13 protein-coding genes are annotated in these 16,816 nt (G+C 61.3%); 8 read left to right on the top strand and 5 right to left on the bottom strand.

The genetic code is table 11. The features are described 5' to 3' along the window. The first annotated feature begins 99 nt into the window (after positions 1-99). A complete protein-coding gene (locus tag ACFQZG_RS14875) occupies positions 100-735 on the top strand; it encodes a 2OG-Fe(II) oxygenase (protein ID WP_378153799.1) in 636 nt (211 codons plus the stop codon). A gap of 63 nt (positions 736-798) precedes the next feature. Here ACFQZG_RS14875 and ACFQZG_RS14880 read toward each other — a convergent pair whose 3' ends face one another. Both ACFQZG_RS14880 and ACFQZG_RS14885 read right to left on the bottom strand, forming a co-directional pair. Beyond that, a complete protein-coding gene (locus ACFQZG_RS14880; protein WP_378153801.1) occupies positions 799-2,250 on the bottom strand; it encodes a flotillin family protein in 1,452 nt (483 codons plus the stop codon). A 33-nt stretch (positions 2,251-2,283) separates the two neighbouring features. After that, the gene (locus ACFQZG_RS14885) at positions 2,284-2,784 is read right to left on the bottom strand and encodes an NfeD family membrane protein (RefSeq protein WP_378153803.1); all 501 of its coding nucleotides are present in this window, start codon (positions 2,782-2,784) and stop codon (positions 2,284-2,286) included. Between the two features lie 146 nt (positions 2,785-2,930). Here ACFQZG_RS14885 and ACFQZG_RS14890 point away from each other — a divergent pair, with 146 nt between their 5' ends. The 4 genes from ACFQZG_RS14890 to ACFQZG_RS14905 all read left to right on the top strand — a co-directional run bounded on the left by ACFQZG_RS14890 (position 2,931) and on the right by ACFQZG_RS14905 (position 9,079). Next, entirely contained in the window at positions 2,931-3,272 is a 342-nt protein-coding gene (locus tag ACFQZG_RS14890; protein WP_378153805.1) for an ArsR/SmtB family transcription factor, read from the top strand. A 4-nt stretch (positions 3,273-3,276) separates the two neighbouring features. Then, positions 3,277-3,780: an SRPBCC family protein gene (locus ACFQZG_RS14895; RefSeq protein ID WP_378153807.1), complete on the top strand. Its 504-nt coding sequence runs from the start codon at positions 3,277-3,279 to the stop codon at positions 3,778-3,780. Between the two features lie 279 nt (positions 3,781-4,059). Continuing rightward, positions 4,060-8,268 carry a fibronectin type III domain-containing protein gene (locus ACFQZG_RS14900; RefSeq protein WP_378153809.1) on the top strand — a complete coding sequence of 1,403 codons (4,209 nt, stop codon included), beginning with the start codon at positions 4,060-4,062 and terminating at the stop codon, positions 8,266-8,268. Between the two features lie 400 nt (positions 8,269-8,668). Continuing rightward, positions 8,669-9,079 (top strand): VOC family protein, encoded by a 411-nt coding sequence (locus ACFQZG_RS14905; RefSeq protein WP_378153812.1) that lies wholly within the window; start codon positions 8,669-8,671, stop codon positions 9,077-9,079. 39 nt (positions 9,080-9,118) lie between these two features. On the opposite strand, the gene ACFQZG_RS14910 is transcribed toward ACFQZG_RS14905, so the two are convergent. The 3 genes from ACFQZG_RS14910 to ACFQZG_RS14920 all read right to left on the bottom strand — a co-directional run bounded on the left by ACFQZG_RS14910 (position 9,119) and on the right by ACFQZG_RS14920 (position 11,641). Beyond that, complete coding sequence (locus ACFQZG_RS14910; protein ID WP_378153815.1) at positions 9,119-9,712, bottom strand: ABC transporter substrate-binding protein; 594 nt, start codon at positions 9,710-9,712, stop codon at positions 9,119-9,121. Between the two features lie 148 nt (positions 9,713-9,860). Next, the gene (locus ACFQZG_RS14915) at positions 9,861-10,985 is read right to left on the bottom strand and encodes a DegT/DnrJ/EryC1/StrS family aminotransferase (protein ID WP_378153817.1); all 1,125 of its coding nucleotides are present in this window, start codon (positions 10,983-10,985) and stop codon (positions 9,861-9,863) included. Beyond that, complete coding sequence (locus ACFQZG_RS14920; protein WP_378153819.1) at positions 10,982-11,641, bottom strand: acetyltransferase; 660 nt, start codon at positions 11,639-11,641, stop codon at positions 10,982-10,984. The genes ACFQZG_RS14915 and ACFQZG_RS14920 overlap by 4 nt, the downstream gene beginning before the upstream one ends. A gap of 200 nt (positions 11,642-11,841) precedes the next feature. On the opposite strand from ACFQZG_RS14920, the gene ACFQZG_RS14925 reads away from it, so the two are divergent. The 3 genes from ACFQZG_RS14925 to ACFQZG_RS14935 all read left to right on the top strand — a co-directional run bounded on the left by ACFQZG_RS14925 (position 11,842) and on the right by ACFQZG_RS14935 (position 16,807). After that, entirely contained in the window at positions 11,842-13,749 is a 1,908-nt protein-coding gene (locus ACFQZG_RS14925) for a glycosyltransferase (protein WP_378153821.1), read from the top strand. A 35-nt stretch (positions 13,750-13,784) separates the two neighbouring features. Then, positions 13,785-15,668 carry a glycosyltransferase gene (locus ACFQZG_RS14930; protein WP_378153823.1) on the top strand — a complete coding sequence of 628 codons (1,884 nt, stop codon included), beginning with the start codon at positions 13,785-13,787 and terminating at the stop codon, positions 15,666-15,668. Between the two features lie 161 nt (positions 15,669-15,829). After that, positions 15,830-16,807, top strand: coding sequence for an ornithine cyclodeaminase family protein (locus ACFQZG_RS14935; protein ID WP_378153825.1), 978 nt, complete (start codon positions 15,830-15,832; stop codon positions 16,805-16,807). Positions 16,808-16,816 lie beyond the last annotated feature (9 nt).

The following is a 16,816-nucleotide window of genomic DNA, read 5'->3' on the forward strand; positions in this document are numbered from 1 at the left end:
GTTTCAGGGTGGCCCCCGTTTGCTCAATCGAATGCGAAGGAAGGAGAATCGATCGCGTTTGCCGAATTTTTAGAACATTAGGAATTCGGGAGGCGCGACATGGCAGTTCAAGAGCAGACGATCGTACAGGCTAATGGGAACAAGCTCATGGTGGCGAATCAAGAGATTCGAGTGGTCGCCAAGCTCGGGGAACCGCTCATTCTCGTCTTCGATAACGTGCTCGGCGACGAGGAGTGCGACGCGTTGATCGCGCTCGCGCAAGAGCGGACGCAGCGGGCGAAGATCGGCAAGTCCCATACCGTGAGCGACATACGCACGAGCAGCAGCATGTTCTTCGAGGAAAGCGAGAACGAGTTGATCGAGCGGATCGAGACGCGGGTAGCCGAGCTGATGAACGTGCCGGTCACGCACGCTGAGCCGCTGCAAATCCTGCATTACAAGCCCGGCGAACAGTACCAGCCCCATTACGACTATTTCACGTCCGGGAACGTCGTCAACAATCGCATCAGCACGCTCGTCATGTACTTGAACGACGTGGAGGAGGGCGGCGAGACGTATTTCCCGTCGATTGGCTTCTCGGTGACGCCGAAGAAGGGAAGCGCCGTCTACTTCGAATACTTCTACACGGATGACCGGCTGAACGAACTGACGCTGCATGCGGGCAATCCCGTCGCGGTCGGGGAGAAGTGGGTCGCGACCCAGTGGATGAGAAGGCAGCGGCACCGGTACTTGTAATAACAAGACGAAGCGGCAAGCGAAGACCGTGAATCGGGTCTTCGACCTGCCGCTTTCGTTATCTTAGGCGTCCGCCCGGCCGGGCAGCTCGACGGCGCCGTCCTTCTTCATCGCGCCATCGCCGTTCGCCAGCCTGCGCAACAGCTGGTTCACGTCCACGCCGGTCAAGGCGTTAACCGTCTCCGGCATCTTGGCCAGCAGGTCGGTCACGTAGCCGGTTACCTTGCCCGCGCCGCTGCCCGGACCGCTGCCGCCTCCGTCGACGATGACGATCTTCTCGGTCTTCGACAACGGCTCGGCGATCGCGCGCGCGATGTCCGGGAACTTCTGGATGATGAGCTCGACGACGGCCGCTTCGCCGTACTTGCGGAGCGCGTCCGCGATCTTGTCTTTCGCTTCGGCTTCGGCAAGACCCTTAAGCCGGATGACGTCCGCTTGGGCCGTACCTTCGGCCCTTTCCTTGTCCGCGTTCGCGTTACCGGCCAGCCGTACCGATTCGGCTTCGGCCTTCGCCTTCGCTTCGATCTGGTAGCGATCGGCTTCTGCCCGCTGCTCCTGCGCGAACCGCTCCGCTTCCGCCTGCTTCTTCACCGTCGCGACGAGCTCCTTCTCGCGGCGGTCGATTTCCTTCGCTTCGAGCTCGATCTGCTTCTCCCGCTCGATGACTTGAATTTGCATCTCCTCGGCTTTGACGGATTGCAGCGTCTTCGCTTCCTGCAGCTTATAGGCTTGGTCGGCCTCCGCCTTCTTCATATCCTGCTCCTGCTTGAAAGCCGCCTTCTTCACTTCCATCTGCTTATGCGACTCCGCGATGTTCGTCTCCGCGTTGAACTCGGCTTTCTTGCCTTCCTCCAGCGCCTTCGACTTCGCGATCTGTTCGTCGCGGTAGGCGTTCGCCTTGGCGATCTCCGCGTCGCGTTTGACGGAGGCGATCTGCGGTTGCCCGAGCGCTTCCAGATAGCCGTTCTTGTCGCGGACGTCGCGAATCGTGAAGGACACGATCTGCAGTCCCATCTTATTCAGGTCGCTCGCCGCGACCTCTTGAACGTTCTTGGCGAATTCGTCCCGGTTGCGGTACACGTCCTCGACGGTCATCGTGCCGAGAATCGCCCGCAGATGGCCTTCCATCGTCTGGGTCGCGATGCCCTTCAGCTCTTCCTCCGGCTTGCCGAGGAACTGCTCGGCCGCGGTCGAGATCGACTCCAGATCGCCTTTGATTTTAAGCTGCGCGACTCCTTCCACCATGACCGGCACGCCGTGCATCGTATATACTTCCGGCGTGTGGATCTCGATCGTCTGCACTTGCAGGGATAGGAAGGAAGAGCTCTGGATGACCGGCCATAGGAACGTGCCGCCGGCCTTGACGATCTTCATGCCTTCTCCGGTCAGCGCGCCCGTCACGATCATCGCCTCGTCGGCTTTGACGGTGCGGTAACGGGATGCGAATACGATGATTAGTAGAATGATAGCGATAACGATGCCGACCGGGATATAGATCGTAGCGTCCAGGGTCAATGGGATCTTCCTCTCTGTAATTGAATCGGGTAGTTAGATTTTCTCTACGACGAACGTGCCGGACTGCTCGCCGACGATGCGCACGTTCGCCCCTTGCTCGATCAAGGTGTCGCCGCGGGCTTTCGCGGGGGCGCTGTGGCGGGCGCCGGCTTGCTCGTATACGATCTCGCCGAAGCGCGCGGTTTCGATCGGCGTCACGACTTGGGCGGCGCGTCCGATCATCGTCTTCGCGGATTGCGCGGCGCCCTTCTGCGCCGCCTGAAGCGGGATGACGACGAGGAACATCATCGCGGAGGAGACGCCCAGCCCCGCGAGCAGCGCCACGCCCGCAACGGGAACCGCGCTCCATTCCGTGTTGTGCAGCAGCAGGTAGCCGATTCCGCCGAATACCGTTACGAACGTGGCGATTACCGTCGGCGATAAGTAAGGGAGATCGCCCGCGTGCGCTTCCACGCCGAACACGTCGCCGACGATGGTCGTTAGAACGGCGTAACCGACGCCGATTATGAACAACGTCATCATGAGAATTTCCAAGTTGCACCTCCCGTCTGCGTCGAGCTTTTCTCTTCAAGAGTATTACGCTGGAGAATTTGGAAAGTTCCTCCGGACAAGGTGTCGACAGGAAATGAATTTTATATTTAAGTATTTACTTAATTAAGTTATTGGTTTATAGTGGAGCCATGGACACTTTTGCAGCGATTGCCGACCCGAACAGACGCCATATCGTCGAACTTCTTGCCGAGGAGGGCTCGCTCTCCGCGACGGACATCTGCGGTCATTTTACGGTTAGTCCCCAAGCGGTTTCCCAACATCTGAAGGTGCTACGCGAGGCGCAGGTGGTAACGGTGGAGAAGAAGGCGCAGCAGCGCATCTATCGCTTGAACGAGCAGGCGATCGCCGAAGTCGAGGAGTGGGCGAAGCGGTACAGACAGCTATGGAGCAAGCGATTCGACAGACTCGACGACTTATTGAAAGCGCGGATGGAGCGAGGCCGTTCGCAATCCGAAGAAAAGGGTGAGTGAGATCATGGCGGTAGTAAACGAAACGAAAGTAACGGCGGAGCCGGGCAAGCAAGTCATTCTGATCGAGAGGGAGTTCGACGCGCCGCGCGAGCTCGTGTTCGAAGCGTTCACCGACGCGGAGCTGTTCGTCGAGTGGATGGGGCCGAACCGGCTCTCGATGGACCTGCAGATATTCGACGCCAGGGACGGAGGGGCGTGGAGATACGTCTCCAAGGATCCTAACGGCAACGGGGAGTACGCGTTCTGCGGCACGTTCCACGAAGTGACCGCCCCGGAGCGGATCGTGCAGACGTTCGAGTTCCTCGGCATGCCTCAGAGAGGGCACGTGACGCTGGAGACGGCCGTGTTCGAATCGCTACCGGGAGACCGGACGGTCGTGAAGATGGAGTCGGTGTTCCGCTCCGTGGCGGATCGCGACGGCATGCTGCAATCCGGCATGGAGGGCGGCATGAACGAATCGTTCGAACGATTGACGAAGCTGCTGGGGACGTTGAAGGCGAAGCAATAGCATAGCGATGACTGCGGGAACCTCTTCCCGGCTGCGGCCGGGAGAGGTTCTTTTCGTTTTTTCGCCAGTCTCGAAGCGACCTTTTCGCAAATATCATAGCCGCCGCGGTATCGATTGGCGAAAAGGATAGTACACGCCCCGCGCGCGCGCGTGCGATCATAGACGTATCCGCGAATGAAGGGAGGCGATATCGACCGTACGGCAGCGTTTGGCTTCTGACTCCATGGCGAGGCAAAGCAAGCGAACGAAACCACACGATCAAAGGAGATGAATGATGAAATGCGGGGAAACAGAATAACGGCAAGGCCCGGCAAGCGGTTGGCGGGTATTCTTCTGGCGGCCTCCATGCTGCTGCCGGTGATTCCGCTGCCGGCGGCATCCGCGGCGACGGTGAACGTCACGTCCTACGGGGCGAACGGCGGCGACTCCACGGACGACACGACGGCGATCAATAACGCCATCACGGCGGCAGCGGCGGGGGATACGGTATATTTTCCGTCCGGTACGTATCTGATCTCGGGTTCGCTCATCGCGAAGTCGAGCGTGAAGCTGATCGGCCAGAGCAAGACGACTTCGATCATCAAGTACGTCGGTTCGACGGACAACAACATGATCAACCTCAGCAACAAATCGAACGTCGAGATCGCCCAGCTGACGCTGGACGGCAACAGCAACAACCACGTTATCAGCGGCATCTGGGGAGAGCCTGGAGACAGCCACTACATCCACGACAACATCATTAAGGACATCACGAAGTCGGACGGCTTCGCCCCGTTCGGCATTCTCCTCTCGGCGACTTCCAACTCCATCATCTCGAACAACACGATCTCCAATATCGGCGTGAACTCCACATGGGGCGCGGGCATCCGGGCAGGATGGAACTCGAACAACACGCAAATTTTGAACAACACAATCTCCGAGACGGGACGCGGGGGCATCTTCGCGAGCGACGGCTGTAACGGCGTCGTCGTCAAGGGCAACACGATCACGGGCTCCGGCCGTCACGAGCACGGACTGAGCATCGAATTGCACACGAGCTGCAACTACTCGGTCATCGAAGACAACAACGTCGACCACTGGATCAGCGCGGTACGCTCCGAATACATCGCGGTGCGCCGCAATACGGTCCATACGACGGACGGCACGGTCCAAGGCATGGGGCTCGAGGTCATGGTCACGCACGGCGTCACGACCGATAACCTCGTCGACGGCGGCCAGCAGGTCGGCATCCAGCAGTCGCCGGGCACGGGCTACCAATACTGGGGCTACAACACGGTCCAGAACATCGTCATGTGGGGCATGCAGCTCCAGGGCGAAGGGACGGGCGAGACGGAGCAATATCAATACTTCTATAAGAACACGTTCAAGGACGGTCCGAATAACCATCCGGCCGCAGCCTATAACGGCTACCAAGGCAACGGCATCCGGATTCACGGCAATTCCCGGAACCTGACGTTCGACAGCAACAATATTATCAACAACGGACGCAAAGGCATCGAGATCACGACCGCTTCCGGCACCGATCGCCTGAGCTTCATTAACAACACGATCACGGGCAACGCCGGACCGTCCATCGACCAGTATCCTTCCTCCGCGGCGGATCTGGAATGGTCGGGCAATACCGTCAGCGGCAACGGCACGAACACGCAGCTGACGAGCCGCGGCTTCAGCGATCCGAAGCCCGTCGCGAACTTCACGTCGCCGCTGTCCGTGCAGCTCGGGCAGCCGATCACGTTCACGAACACGTCCACGGACAACGGCACGATCGTGGAAAATCTGTGGGATCTGGGCGCGGGTCCGCCGGTAACGGCGACGAGCCCGACGTACACGTACCAGACGCCGGGCAACTACCGCGTCACGCTCGTCGTGTGGGATAACGGCGGCCGCGCGAGCTTGAAGGAGCAGACGATCAACGTGTACGCCGGTCCGCCGGATACGCAAGCGCCGACGGCGCCGACGCTGACTTCTCCGTCCAAGTCAAACGTTACGGTCGACCTGAGCTGGTCCGGCGCGACCGATAACGTCGGCATCATCGGCTACGAAGTATACAGAGGCGGCACGCTTGCCGGCACGACGGCAGGCACGACGTTCACGGTATCCGGCCTAACGCCGAGCACGGCTTACAGCTTCACCGTCAAGGCGAAGGACGCGGCGGGCAATTTGTCCGCCAACAGCAATACGTTAAGCGTCACGACCGCGGCGGGCGATACGCAGGCTCCGACGGCTCCGACCGGCTTGGCCGTGACGGACGTATCGGACTTGACCGTCAGCCTCGCCTGGTCGCCGTCGACCGACAATATGGCGGTCACGGGCTACGACGTGTACAGCGGCTCCACGGTCGTCGGTTCGACGACGGGCGCCACGAACACGTTCGCGACGATCAACGGGCTGCAACCAAGCACGTCGTATACGTTCACGGTCAAGGCGAAGGACGCCTCCAACAACGTATCCGCGGCGAGCAACTCGGTCAGCGCGACGACCGATCCGCTCGCGAACTGGGTCAACTGCGCGGGCGAGAACCAGACGTGCACGTTCTCCGGAACGAAGGAAGTGCGCTTCGGCGCGAACGGCAGCTTCAATTACGGCTACTACACGAACTCCGTCGTCTGCTCGACGAACCAGTTCGGCGATCCGGCGCCGGGTTACTACAAGACTTGCGAAGTGAACCTCGCGGGCACCGGCGGCTCGGACACGACGGCACCTTCAGCGCCGGCTAACTTAAGCTCTCCTTCGAAGACGAGCACCAGCGTCAATCTGTCGTGGTCTTCCTCGACCGATAACGTCGGCGTCACGGGCTATGACGTGTACAACGGCTCGACGCTTGCCGGCACGACGGCGGGCACGACGTTCACGGTGTCCGGCCTGTCGCCGAACACGGCGTACAGCTTCACGGTCAAGGCGAAGGACGCCGCGGGCAACGCGTCCGCCGCGAGCGGCGCGCTCAGCGTGACGACGAACGCGGCCGCGGACACGACGGTGCCTTCCGCGCCGACGGGACTGTCCTCGCCGTCGAAGACGAGCACGAGCGTCAACCTGTCCTGGACCGCTTCCACGGACAACGTGGGCGTGACGGGCTACGAGATCTATAGAGGCGGTACGCTGGCGACGACGTCGACGGGTACTTCGGCGACGGTAAGCGGTCTGTCGCCGAGCACGACGTACAGCTTCACGGTCAAGGCGAAGGACGCCGCGGGCAACCTGTCCGCCGCGAGCTCCGCGCTTAGCGTCACCACGAACGCGGCGACCGACATGCAATCGCCGACGGCTCCGACCGGCTTGACGTCGCCGTCGAAGACGACGACCACGGTCAACTTGTCCTGGACGGCGTCGACGGACAACGTGGGCGTGACCGGTTACGACGTGTATAACGGTTCCGTGCTCGCGGGTACGACGACCGGCACGAGCTACACGGTGACGGGCTTGACGGAGAACACGTCTTACTCGTTCACCGTGAAGGCGAAGGACGCCGTCGGCAACGTCTCCGCGGCAAGCTCCGCGCTGAGCGTAACGACGAGCAGCTCTTCCGCGGCCAATTGGGTCAACTGCGCGGGCGAGAACAATACGTGTACGTTCAGCGGCACGAAGGAAGTCCGCTACGGAGCGAACGGATCTTACGCGTACGGAACGTTCACGAACTCCGTCTATTGCGGCAACAGCACCTTCGGCGATCCGATCCCGGGCACGTACAAGACTTGCGACGTGAATAACGGCGGCAGCGGCGGCTCGGATACCCAATCGCCGAGCGCTCCGACCAACCTCGCTTCGCCTTCGAAGTCCAGCACGAGCGTCAATCTGACGTGGACGGGGTCGACCGACAACGTCGGCGTGACCGGCTACAACGTCTATAACGGCACGACGCTTGTCGGCTCGCCGACCGGCACCTCGTATACGGTAAGCGGCCTGTCGCCGAGCACGGCGTATACGTTCACGGTCAAGGCGAAGGACGCGGCCGGCAACCTGTCCGCGGCGAGCGGTTCGTTGTCCGTCACGACGGATTCCGGCAGCACGGGCGGCGGCGCGGGCAGCGTCATCCGCGAGTACTGGACCGGCATATCGGGCACGTCGGTAGGCGACATTCCGACGGGTACATCCCCATCGGGAACGGCGACGCTGACCAGCCTGGAAGGACCGACGAACTGGGCGGACAACTACGGCGACCGCATTCGCGGTTACATTACGCCGACGACGAGCGGCACGTACACGTTCTACATCGCGGCGGACGACGCCTCCCAGCTGTGGCTGAGCACGAACAACAGCCCTTCGAACAAGGCGCAAATCGCGAGCACGTACGAGTACACGGGCGTGCGCGAATGGAACAAACACACGACCCAGCAATCGGGAGCCATTACGCTGACGGCGGGTCAACCGTACTACTTCGAGATTCTGCATAAGGAAGGCGGAGGCGGGGATAACCTCGCGGTCGGCTGGACCGGCCCGGGCATCTCGACGATAACCGTCATCGGCGGTTCTTACTTGAGCCAGTATTGATCGGAGTACGGACGCTATAGAGGAATCGAGGAACGGGGAGGGCCTGGAGGCCTTTCCCGTTTTTCGCGTGCTTGGCATGTTTACCGACTCCGACTCCGATATCGCTGCCGACACGCGCTCCCGCATGTCGATGCGGACACACAGGACGCTATTTCGGTAAAAACCCTGTTTTTCGATTTGGATGCGGACATGGCGGTCGCTATTCGGACTGAGGAGCCACTGATTGCTTGTTGGTATCGTGAATAGCGTTCGCTGTGTCCGCGCACGTTCAAGAATTGCGGATATTCGGCTTAATAAGGGCTGTAGTGTCCGCGGCTAAGCGCGAGAGGTTATGCGAGAGGCTGACGCCTAGGCAATGTCGTGCTATAATCTGGTAATTAATAAATTCGGAGGATGAACGATGAACATTCGATTGGAAGGCATAACCGTATTGGCAGACGACGTCGGCGCCTTGGCGGCGTTCTACCGGGACGTGCTTGGATTCAAGGCGGTCATCGAAGAAGATCACTACGCGGAATTCAAGAACGAAGGAATTCGTCTGGCGATCTGCGTGAGGTCGCTGATGGCGGACAATACGAACCGGCATCCGTCCTTCATGGAATCGCGGAAGGGACAAGCGTTCGAGCTGAACTTCGAGTGCGAATCCCCGGACGCCGTCCGGGAGCGGTTCGCGGCGTTCGTGGCCAAGGGAGCGGTGCCCATCGCGGAACCGCAGGAGATGTCCTGGGGGCATACGGCCGGATTTTTCGCCGATCCGGAGGGCAACATTCATTCGCTATTCGCGGTGAATCCGGCGGGGGAGCAAGCCTAACGAAACAGCCTGGAGCATATCGCTCCAGGCTGTCGTCTTCTATTGCAGTTGCTTCATTTTCTCGATAAACTCGTCTACCGCTTCATCGACCAGATACGGTCCGTAGTTCCATTTATCCCTGGAGACGTTGATGACGCGATTGTTCTTGACGGCCGGAATGGATTGGTACAGCGGCTCCTTGAACTTCTCCGTCAAGGAGGCCATCTCTTCGTCGGTCATCTGCGTGAAGAAGTAGTCGGCCGGTTGGGCGACGAACGCTTCCACGGACAGAGCGGTGCCTCCGTCCTTGAATTGCTTCAGACCCTCCGGCATCTGGAATCCGTAGTCCTTGAAGATCAGCTTGCCGAGCGTGCCGCCTTCGCCCCCCGATGCCATCGGCTTGTACAGCACGAGGTAGTAGCCGAACGGCGACGTCGCGATGCCGCTAATCTCGAGAGAGGCTCCTTTGCCGGCATGCAGCAGCTGACCTTGCGCATGCGCCGACCGAACGCCGTCCAGCGCAAGGCCGGCCGAGCCTTGAACGGCGAGCAGGAACGCGTTAGCTGGCAGCGTGTAGGGAGGGGGCACCGCCCCTTGCGACAGCTTGACGAGCCTGATATCGAGAAGCTTAATCGGTACCTTGTGCCAATCCACGCCAACACCTCGAGCCGCGATTTTATTACGATCATATCACTTACCGGCATTCATGTCGTCGCGATTCGACGTCTCGGTCCGCGGAGGCAGCGACAAGGGCCCGCGCCAGTGTAGGCGCGGGCCCGATTCATGACGAACATCGTCGTCGTTACACGGGAAGCATCTCGTCCAGCGTCTCCAACAGCTTGGCGACGATATCGTCGATATCTTCTTCCGATAGTCCGCCGTACGTCGGCAGGTTGAAGCCTTGCGAGGAGATTCGGTCGGCGACGGGATACCGATCGTTCGGTTGCCCGGCCTCGTAAGGAGGCAGCGCGTGCATCGGGTAGAAGAACGGCCGCGTCTCGACTCCCTTCTCGAACATCCGCCGCATGACGTCGTCCCTGAGCGCCGCGTCGGTGCCGCGAAGCACGACGCCGTACATCCAGTAAGCGTTGCGAGCCCACTCCATCTCGACGGGAAGCTGCAACCGCGGGTCGTTCTCCAGCTTGGAGGCATAGCGGTTCGCGATGCGGATCCTCTCTTCTACATGCCAGTCGATCCGTTCCATCTGCGCGAGCCCGATCGCGGCTTGGACGTTCGTCATGCGGTAGTTGTAGCCGACGACGGGAAACCAATACCTGCGGCGAGGATCTTGGCCTTGGCCCTTCAATTGCCGGATCGTGCCGGCCAATTCGTCGTTATCGGTCGTGACGAGCCCGCCTTCGCCGGTCGTGATCGTCTTGTTGCCGAACAGGCTGAAGGTGGCGCAATCGCCGATCGAGCCTACCGTCTTGCCTTTATAACGCGCGCCGATCGCCTCCGCGGCATCCTCGACGACGAAGAGTCCGTACTTGTCGGCGAGCTGCCTGATCGGATCCATATCCGCGGGGTGACCGTAGAGATGGACCGGAATAATGCCTTTGGTTCGCGGCGTAATGTATCGTTCGAGCAGGGAGGGATCCAAGTTCCAGGTGGCCGGCTCCGCGTCGACGAACACGGGCGTAGCCCCGCAATAAGCGACCGCGTTGGCGGTCGCGACGAACGTCAGCGTCGGGACGAGCACCTCGTCGCCTCTCCCCACGCCATGCGCCAGCAGCGCCAGATGAAGCGCCGTCGTGCCGTTGCTGCATGAGATCGCGTGCTTCGCGCCGCAAAAGTCGGCGAAAGCGCGTTCGAACTTCTCGATATAGCTCCCGTTGGACGAGATCCAGGTAGACTGCAAGCAGTCCATGACGTATTTCGCTTCGTTGCCGTCCAAACGGGGAATAGACATCGGATAAAATCGGTTCATCTCCAACCATCCTTCTGCTCCAGCGATTTGACCGCTCTCGCGGGCACGCCCATCGCGAGCGTATAAGCGGGAATATCGCGAACGACGACCGCGCCGGCTCCGATGACGGCTCCTTCCCCGATCGAGATCCCGTCGATGACTTTGGTCCCCGTCCCCAGGAAGGCGCCGTCTCCGATCGTCACGCCGCCGGAGATGTTGCATCCCGGCGCGATATGGCAGCACGCTCCGACTCTCCCGTCGTGATCGACGGACGCTCCGGTATTAATAATGGATAGTTCCCCTACGACGGTGTCGGGCTGCAAGATCGCGCCCGCCATGACCGCGGTTCCCTTGCCGACCGTGACGCGATCGGCGATATAAGCGAACGGACTGATCGCCGTAGCCAGCTCGAAGCCGTCCAAGACGGCTTGTCGGCCAAGCTTGCGGCGCAGCGCGTTATCCCCGATCGCCACGAAGGCGAACGGGATGCCTTGCCGTCGCAATTCGGGAAGCAGGCCGTCGTCTCCGAGCACGAGCAGAGGGCCGGACGGATGCGAGCCCCGAGCCGTGCAACCGACGATGTCGTAGCGGTGCTTCAGGCAATCCGCGGCTACTCTGGCGTGACCGCCCGCGCCGATAATGACGAGGCGCGCGTCGGAGTCTCCTTCGAGTCTCAAAGTCGATCCGCTCCTTCCGGCCAAGCGCAAGGCGATTTGATTACACTATCCATATTCATGCGCGCGGGGAAGCGGATGGATGTTCGTCCACCTCGCAAAAAATAGTCGTCCATACCGCGCCCATGGACGAACGCCGTGCCTAATCCGCGCCGTCGTAATACCCTAGGGAAGAGACTAACGAGGGGGAGGTGGGGGCTTGCATGAAGCGAGCGAGCAAGCGCGGACGGAATCCTAGACGCAAGCCGACCCGCGGAAGGAGAGGACCTCGCAGACGAAGGCCGAAGGCAGGCAACGTCCGGACGCGAAGGTTGCGGGGCAGGCGCGTCCGCAGGCTTCGAGGCAAGGGGTTGCGCAAGCTTCGGGGGAGACGCAGACGCAGATTGCGGAGAAATCGCGGTTGGCGGAATCGCCGAGCATCGCTTCCCCCGGCGGTCGTCGCGGGCACCGGCGAAAGAATCATTCATAAGCTTCACGCGCTCGTGCGGTTGCCGAACGATGCGTTCGTCGCGGCGTTGTATCAGCAAGTGCTTCATCGGCAGCCTAGCCAAGTCGAATTGAACGCCAGAATGCAGCAGTTATCGGCAAGAACGGCGAAGACGACGATCATATCGGAATTGATCGGCTGCGAGGAAGCCGTACGGAACTATAACCGGATGTCTCCCGAACCGATGCAGCCGCATGCCCGTACGATCGCGAACGTCATGCAGCAGATTCTGTTCGGAGCGGATCTCCTCTATATTTATGCTTTGTACTCGGAATTGTACGGCCGGGTTCCGGATACGAGCGGGCTGAACAGCACGCACGCGTTGCTGCGAGGCGGCATGCCTCGCCTGAGGCTGTTCGCGGAGCTGCTGTCGTCGAGCGAAGGGCAATCGTTGCTCGCGGCGGACTCGCCGCCGGTCGATCGTTCCGTATGGCGCGGCTCCGCCGTACGCGAGACGAGAAGCGCCGCCTCCGCCACCCGGGTTGGCATCTTCCTGATGTTCCCGGAAGGGGTCAGCTTGGACGGCGAAGGCATCGGCCGGTTCACGACGCATCTGGCCGACGGCTTGTTGTCGCGGTTCCCTAACCTGTTCATCCATGTCGCGATGACCGCGGACAGCGCGCACAACGCCGGAATCTTCGGGGCGGCGTACGAGCGGTTCCCCGGACGCGTCCATTTCCATACGACGGACAGCGTCGAGACGGCTAACCAGGACATCGGGGTCGACGTATGGATCGTTCCTTATATCGGGCTGCCGTTGGCGCTCGGCTTGAAGAAGCCGATCGTCGTCTGCCTGCACGATCTCGTTCATTGGCACTTCCCGCGCATGTATTACGATGCGGAGACGATTCGCTGCCATATGATGGACCGCTATATTCGCGACTTGGCCCATCGCGCGAGCGCCGTTATTTTCTCGTCGGAATTCATTCGTCGACATGAAGGACTGCGGATGCTCGGCCTTCCTCCGGAACGTACCCACGTGATTCGTCCGGCCGCGCCCGATGCCGGAGCGGGAATCGCCGACGAGCAGGCTTTCCGCGATAAGTATCGGTTGTACGAAGCTTACGTTACGTTCCCGACCGTACTGCGGCTGCATAAGAACGGCGACCGGCTGATCGAAGCTTACCTGCACTACCGGAGCACGCCGGAAGGGCAGGCGGACGGCCTGAATCTCGTGTTCACGGATACGCTCGAGCATGCCCGGCAGACCGAATCGATTCGCGCGGCGCTGGATCGTTGTCCGGAATCGATTCGGACCCAAATACGGTTCCTGGGAAGGATTCCGGGCGCGGATCTGCCGTCGCTCTACCGCTACGCGACGGGGACGGTCGTCCCGACGCTGTTCGAAGGAAGCTGTCCGTTCCCGATCCTCGAATCCCTTAACGTAGGGACGCCGGTCGCCGCCGGCCGGATCGGCGTCGTCGAAGAAGTAGCGACGAGCATGGAGCTGCTGCATCCGTTCGATCCGTATCAGGTATCCGATATCTCGCAGGCGATCGGCAAGCTGCGAAGAACCGACAAGGGGTGGGCTCAGGCTCAGCGTTCCTCCGTCGGAGGCGTGCTTAACCGAACTTGGGGAGACGTGGCCTCGGAATACGGGAACCTCATTCTACAGTTGGCCTAGCGCCGGCAATCGCCAGCAAGACGGGAGGGATAGGCGTGAAGCGACGCAGGAGAAGGAAGGCGGGAGTATCCCGCAAGCGATCGGCCCGCGGTCGGAAGCGGAGGGTATCCCTCAGGCGATCGACCCGCTCTCGGAGGCCGGGGCGCAAGCGGAGGCTGAAGCTTCGCCGCAACCATCGCAACGTTCGCGCGAGACGCAGAGCGCGGAGAGGTCGGGGGCGCGGGAGGAGAATAACGCGCAGGTCGGCCGGCGTCCGTCAGGGCGGCGCGCAGGGTACGAGATTGATCCAGAAGCTTCATGGCCTCATGCAAGCCGGAGGCGCTCCGTTCGTCGCGGCCCTGTACCGGCAAGTGCTGCACCGCGAACCGAATCCGGCCGAGCTTCAGAGAGGCGCGGGCCAGCTGGCGGCGGGCGTTCCGAAAGTCAGGGTGGCGGCCGAATTGATGGCCAGTCCGGCAGCGGAGCAAATGTATCGCGATCTGCCGACGAGGCCGATGGACAGACTTTCGCGAACGATCGCGAACGTCATGCAGCAGATCCTTCCCTCGCCCGAGCTCGCGTATATATACGCCATGTATGCGGAGCTGTTGAACCGTAATCCGAGCGCGCCCGAGATCGATGCGAGAATGGCAAGCCTGCGGCAAGGGCATCCGAGGCTGAAGATGCTGGAAGAGATGCTGCTGTCGCCCGAAGCCCAAGCGATGCTGAAGGCTGCAGCGCCGCCCGTCGATTCGTTCGCTCGTCCGTCGGTATACCGCGGGGATCTGCGAAGCGGGAGAGAGCCTCGGAGAATCGGGATATTCCTCATCTATACGGAAGCCGTGAGGCTCGACGGCGAAGGAATATCCAGATTCACGGTGAGCTTGGTGGAAGGGCTGCTGACGCTGAATCCCGGCTCGGTCATTCAAGTGGCGACCAATGTCGATAACGCGGAGAGCGTGCGCGGCTTGTTCGCGAGCGCGAACGAGCGATTCGGCGGACGCGTCGCCATTCATGTCACGAACAGCGTGGAGCAGATCAATCGGGACGTTCGCGTGGACGCGTGGATCGTTCCGTATGTCGGATTAATGCCGGCTCTCGGATTGGAGCAACCGTTCGTGCTGTGCCTGCACGATCTCGTTCACTGGCATTATCCGGACGTGTATTACAAGGAAGATCCGGCGCGCTGCCATATTCTCGACCGCTTCGCGTACGATTTGGCGCATCGGGCCGATGCGGTCACCTTCCTGTCCGACCATATTCGCCAGCATGAAGGGCTGCGGTTCCTCGGATTGGAAGCCCCGCGGACGCACGTCGTACGGCACGCGGCTCCCGACGCCCATATGGGAATCGTTCCGGAGCACGATTTTCGGCACAAATACGGGCTGCACGGCGAGTACGTCACGTTCCCGACCGTCCTGCGATTGCATAAGAACGGCGAGCGGCTGATCGAAGGCTTCGCTTTATACAAAAGCACGGAGGACGGTCAAGCAAGCGGCTTGCAGCTCGTGCTCACGGATACGCCGGACCGGATGCTCCAGAACGCGCCTATTCGCGGGTTGATCGAGAGCTGCCCGGATATTCGCTTCATCGGCCGCATACCGGGGCAGGATCTGCCCTCCCTCTATCGTTACGCAAGCGGGACGATCGTCCCGACGTTGTTCGAAGGGGGCTTCCCGCTGCCGATTCTGGAATCGCTCACGGTCGGCACGCCGGCGGCGGCCGCGCGAATCGGCGTCGTTCGCGAGGTGGTGCCCCATGCGGACATCCTATTCGGCTTCGATCCTCACGACGCGAACGACATCGCCCGCGCGATCGTTCAATTGCGCCAGCTCGGCAGACATCGGATTTCGTGGCAGAGGGATGCGGCGAGAGGCGTTCTTGCCCGTACGTGGATCGACGTGGCGCAGGACTTCGACAACATTATTCGGCAACTGTAAGGCATGGCCTCGGAACTTCCTCCACCTGCTGGGGGACGTTCCGGGGTTATTGACGTTAATGGCGTGTTAGAAAATGGAACCGGACCGCTATCGCGACGCATGAGAACGATTTAAGGTACAATGAGAGGACAGAAGATTCGAAGCAAGCGGGTGAACCTATCGTGCTAGTGATCGACAAGAACGAAGTGTCCGAATTGCTGTCCATGGAGGCATGCATCGGGCTGATGGAGACGGCGCTGCGGGACTTGTCCGCGGGACAAGCCGAGCAGCAATTGAGGTCCGTCGTTCCCGTAAGTCAAGCGGGCTTAATGGGGCTGATGCCGGCCTACTTGATCCGGCAAGAGCTTGTCGGCGCGAAGCTGATCAGCGTGTTTCCCGGCAATCACGCCAAGGGATTGCCCTCCCACCAAGGCGTCGTCGCGTTGTTCGACGCGACCGACGGCACGCTGAACGCGATCGTCGACGGACGCCGGCTGACGGCGATCCGCACGGCGGCGGTCAGCGCCGCGGCGACGAAGCTGTTGGCGCGGGCGGATGCGCGATCGCTCGCCTTGATCGGCACGGGAGAGCAGGCGCGAAGCCATCTCGAGGCGCTGCTTCTCGTGCGGCCGATCGAGCTTGTCCGGGCGTGGAGCCCGAATCGGGCGCACGCGGTGAGGTTCGCGAGCGAGATGGCGGCCAAGTACGCGGATATTCGGATCGAGGTCGCGGACACCGCCCGGGAAGCGGTCGCGGAAGCCGATATCGTCTGCACGCTGACGTCTTCGACGGCGCCGGTGCTGGAGGGTGGGTGGATCGCCGAAGGCGCCCATCTGAACGCGGTCGGCGCTTGCCGTCCCGCCGATCGGGAGCTCGCCACCGGCATCGTGCAGCGCGCGCGGCTATACGTCGATCGCCGGGAATCGGCCGAGGGCGAAGCGGGAGATTACTTGATCCCGCTTGCGGAAGGCGCGATCGGAGGCGACCATATCGTCGGGGAGCTCGGAGAGGCGCTGGCCGGTACGGTCCCCGGCAGAACGTCGGACGAGCAGATCACCTTGTTCAAGTCGCTCGGCCTTGCGGTCGAAGACTTGGCAGCGGCGGCTTACGTGTATGAAAGAGCGAAGGCGCTCGGCATAGGGACATCGATTGCAATATAGGAGCGTGGC

Origin of the sequence: Cohnella sp. GCM10027633 (genome assembly GCF_042675445.1) — a bacterium.
Lineage (GTDB): Bacteria > Bacillota > Bacilli > Paenibacillales > Paenibacillaceae > Cohnella.

Excerpts from the sequence above, each read along its gene's own strand:
- ACFQZG_RS14895 (WP_378153807.1), top strand. The coding sequence starts at position 3,277 with ATGGCGGTAGTAAACGAAACGAAAGTAACGGCGGAGCCGGGCAAGCAA.
- ACFQZG_RS14875 (WP_378153799.1), top strand. The coding sequence starts at position 100 with ATGGCAGTTCAAGAGCAGACGATCGTACAGGCTAATGGGAACAAGCTC.
- ACFQZG_RS14905 (WP_378153812.1), top strand. The coding sequence starts at position 8,669 with ATGAACATTCGATTGGAAGGCATAACCGTATTGGCAGACGACGTCGGC.
- ACFQZG_RS14925 (WP_378153821.1), top strand. The coding sequence starts at position 11,842 with ATGAAGCGAGCGAGCAAGCGCGGACGGAATCCTAGACGCAAGCCGACC.
- ACFQZG_RS14890 (WP_378153805.1), top strand. The coding sequence starts at position 2,931 with ATGGACACTTTTGCAGCGATTGCCGACCCGAACAGACGCCATATCGTC.
- ACFQZG_RS14915 (WP_378153817.1), bottom strand. The coding sequence starts at position 10,985 with ATGAACCGATTTTATCCGATGTCTATTCCCCGTTTGGACGGCAACGAA.
- ACFQZG_RS14900 (WP_378153809.1), top strand. The coding sequence starts at position 4,060 with ATGCGGGGAAACAGAATAACGGCAAGGCCCGGCAAGCGGTTGGCGGGT.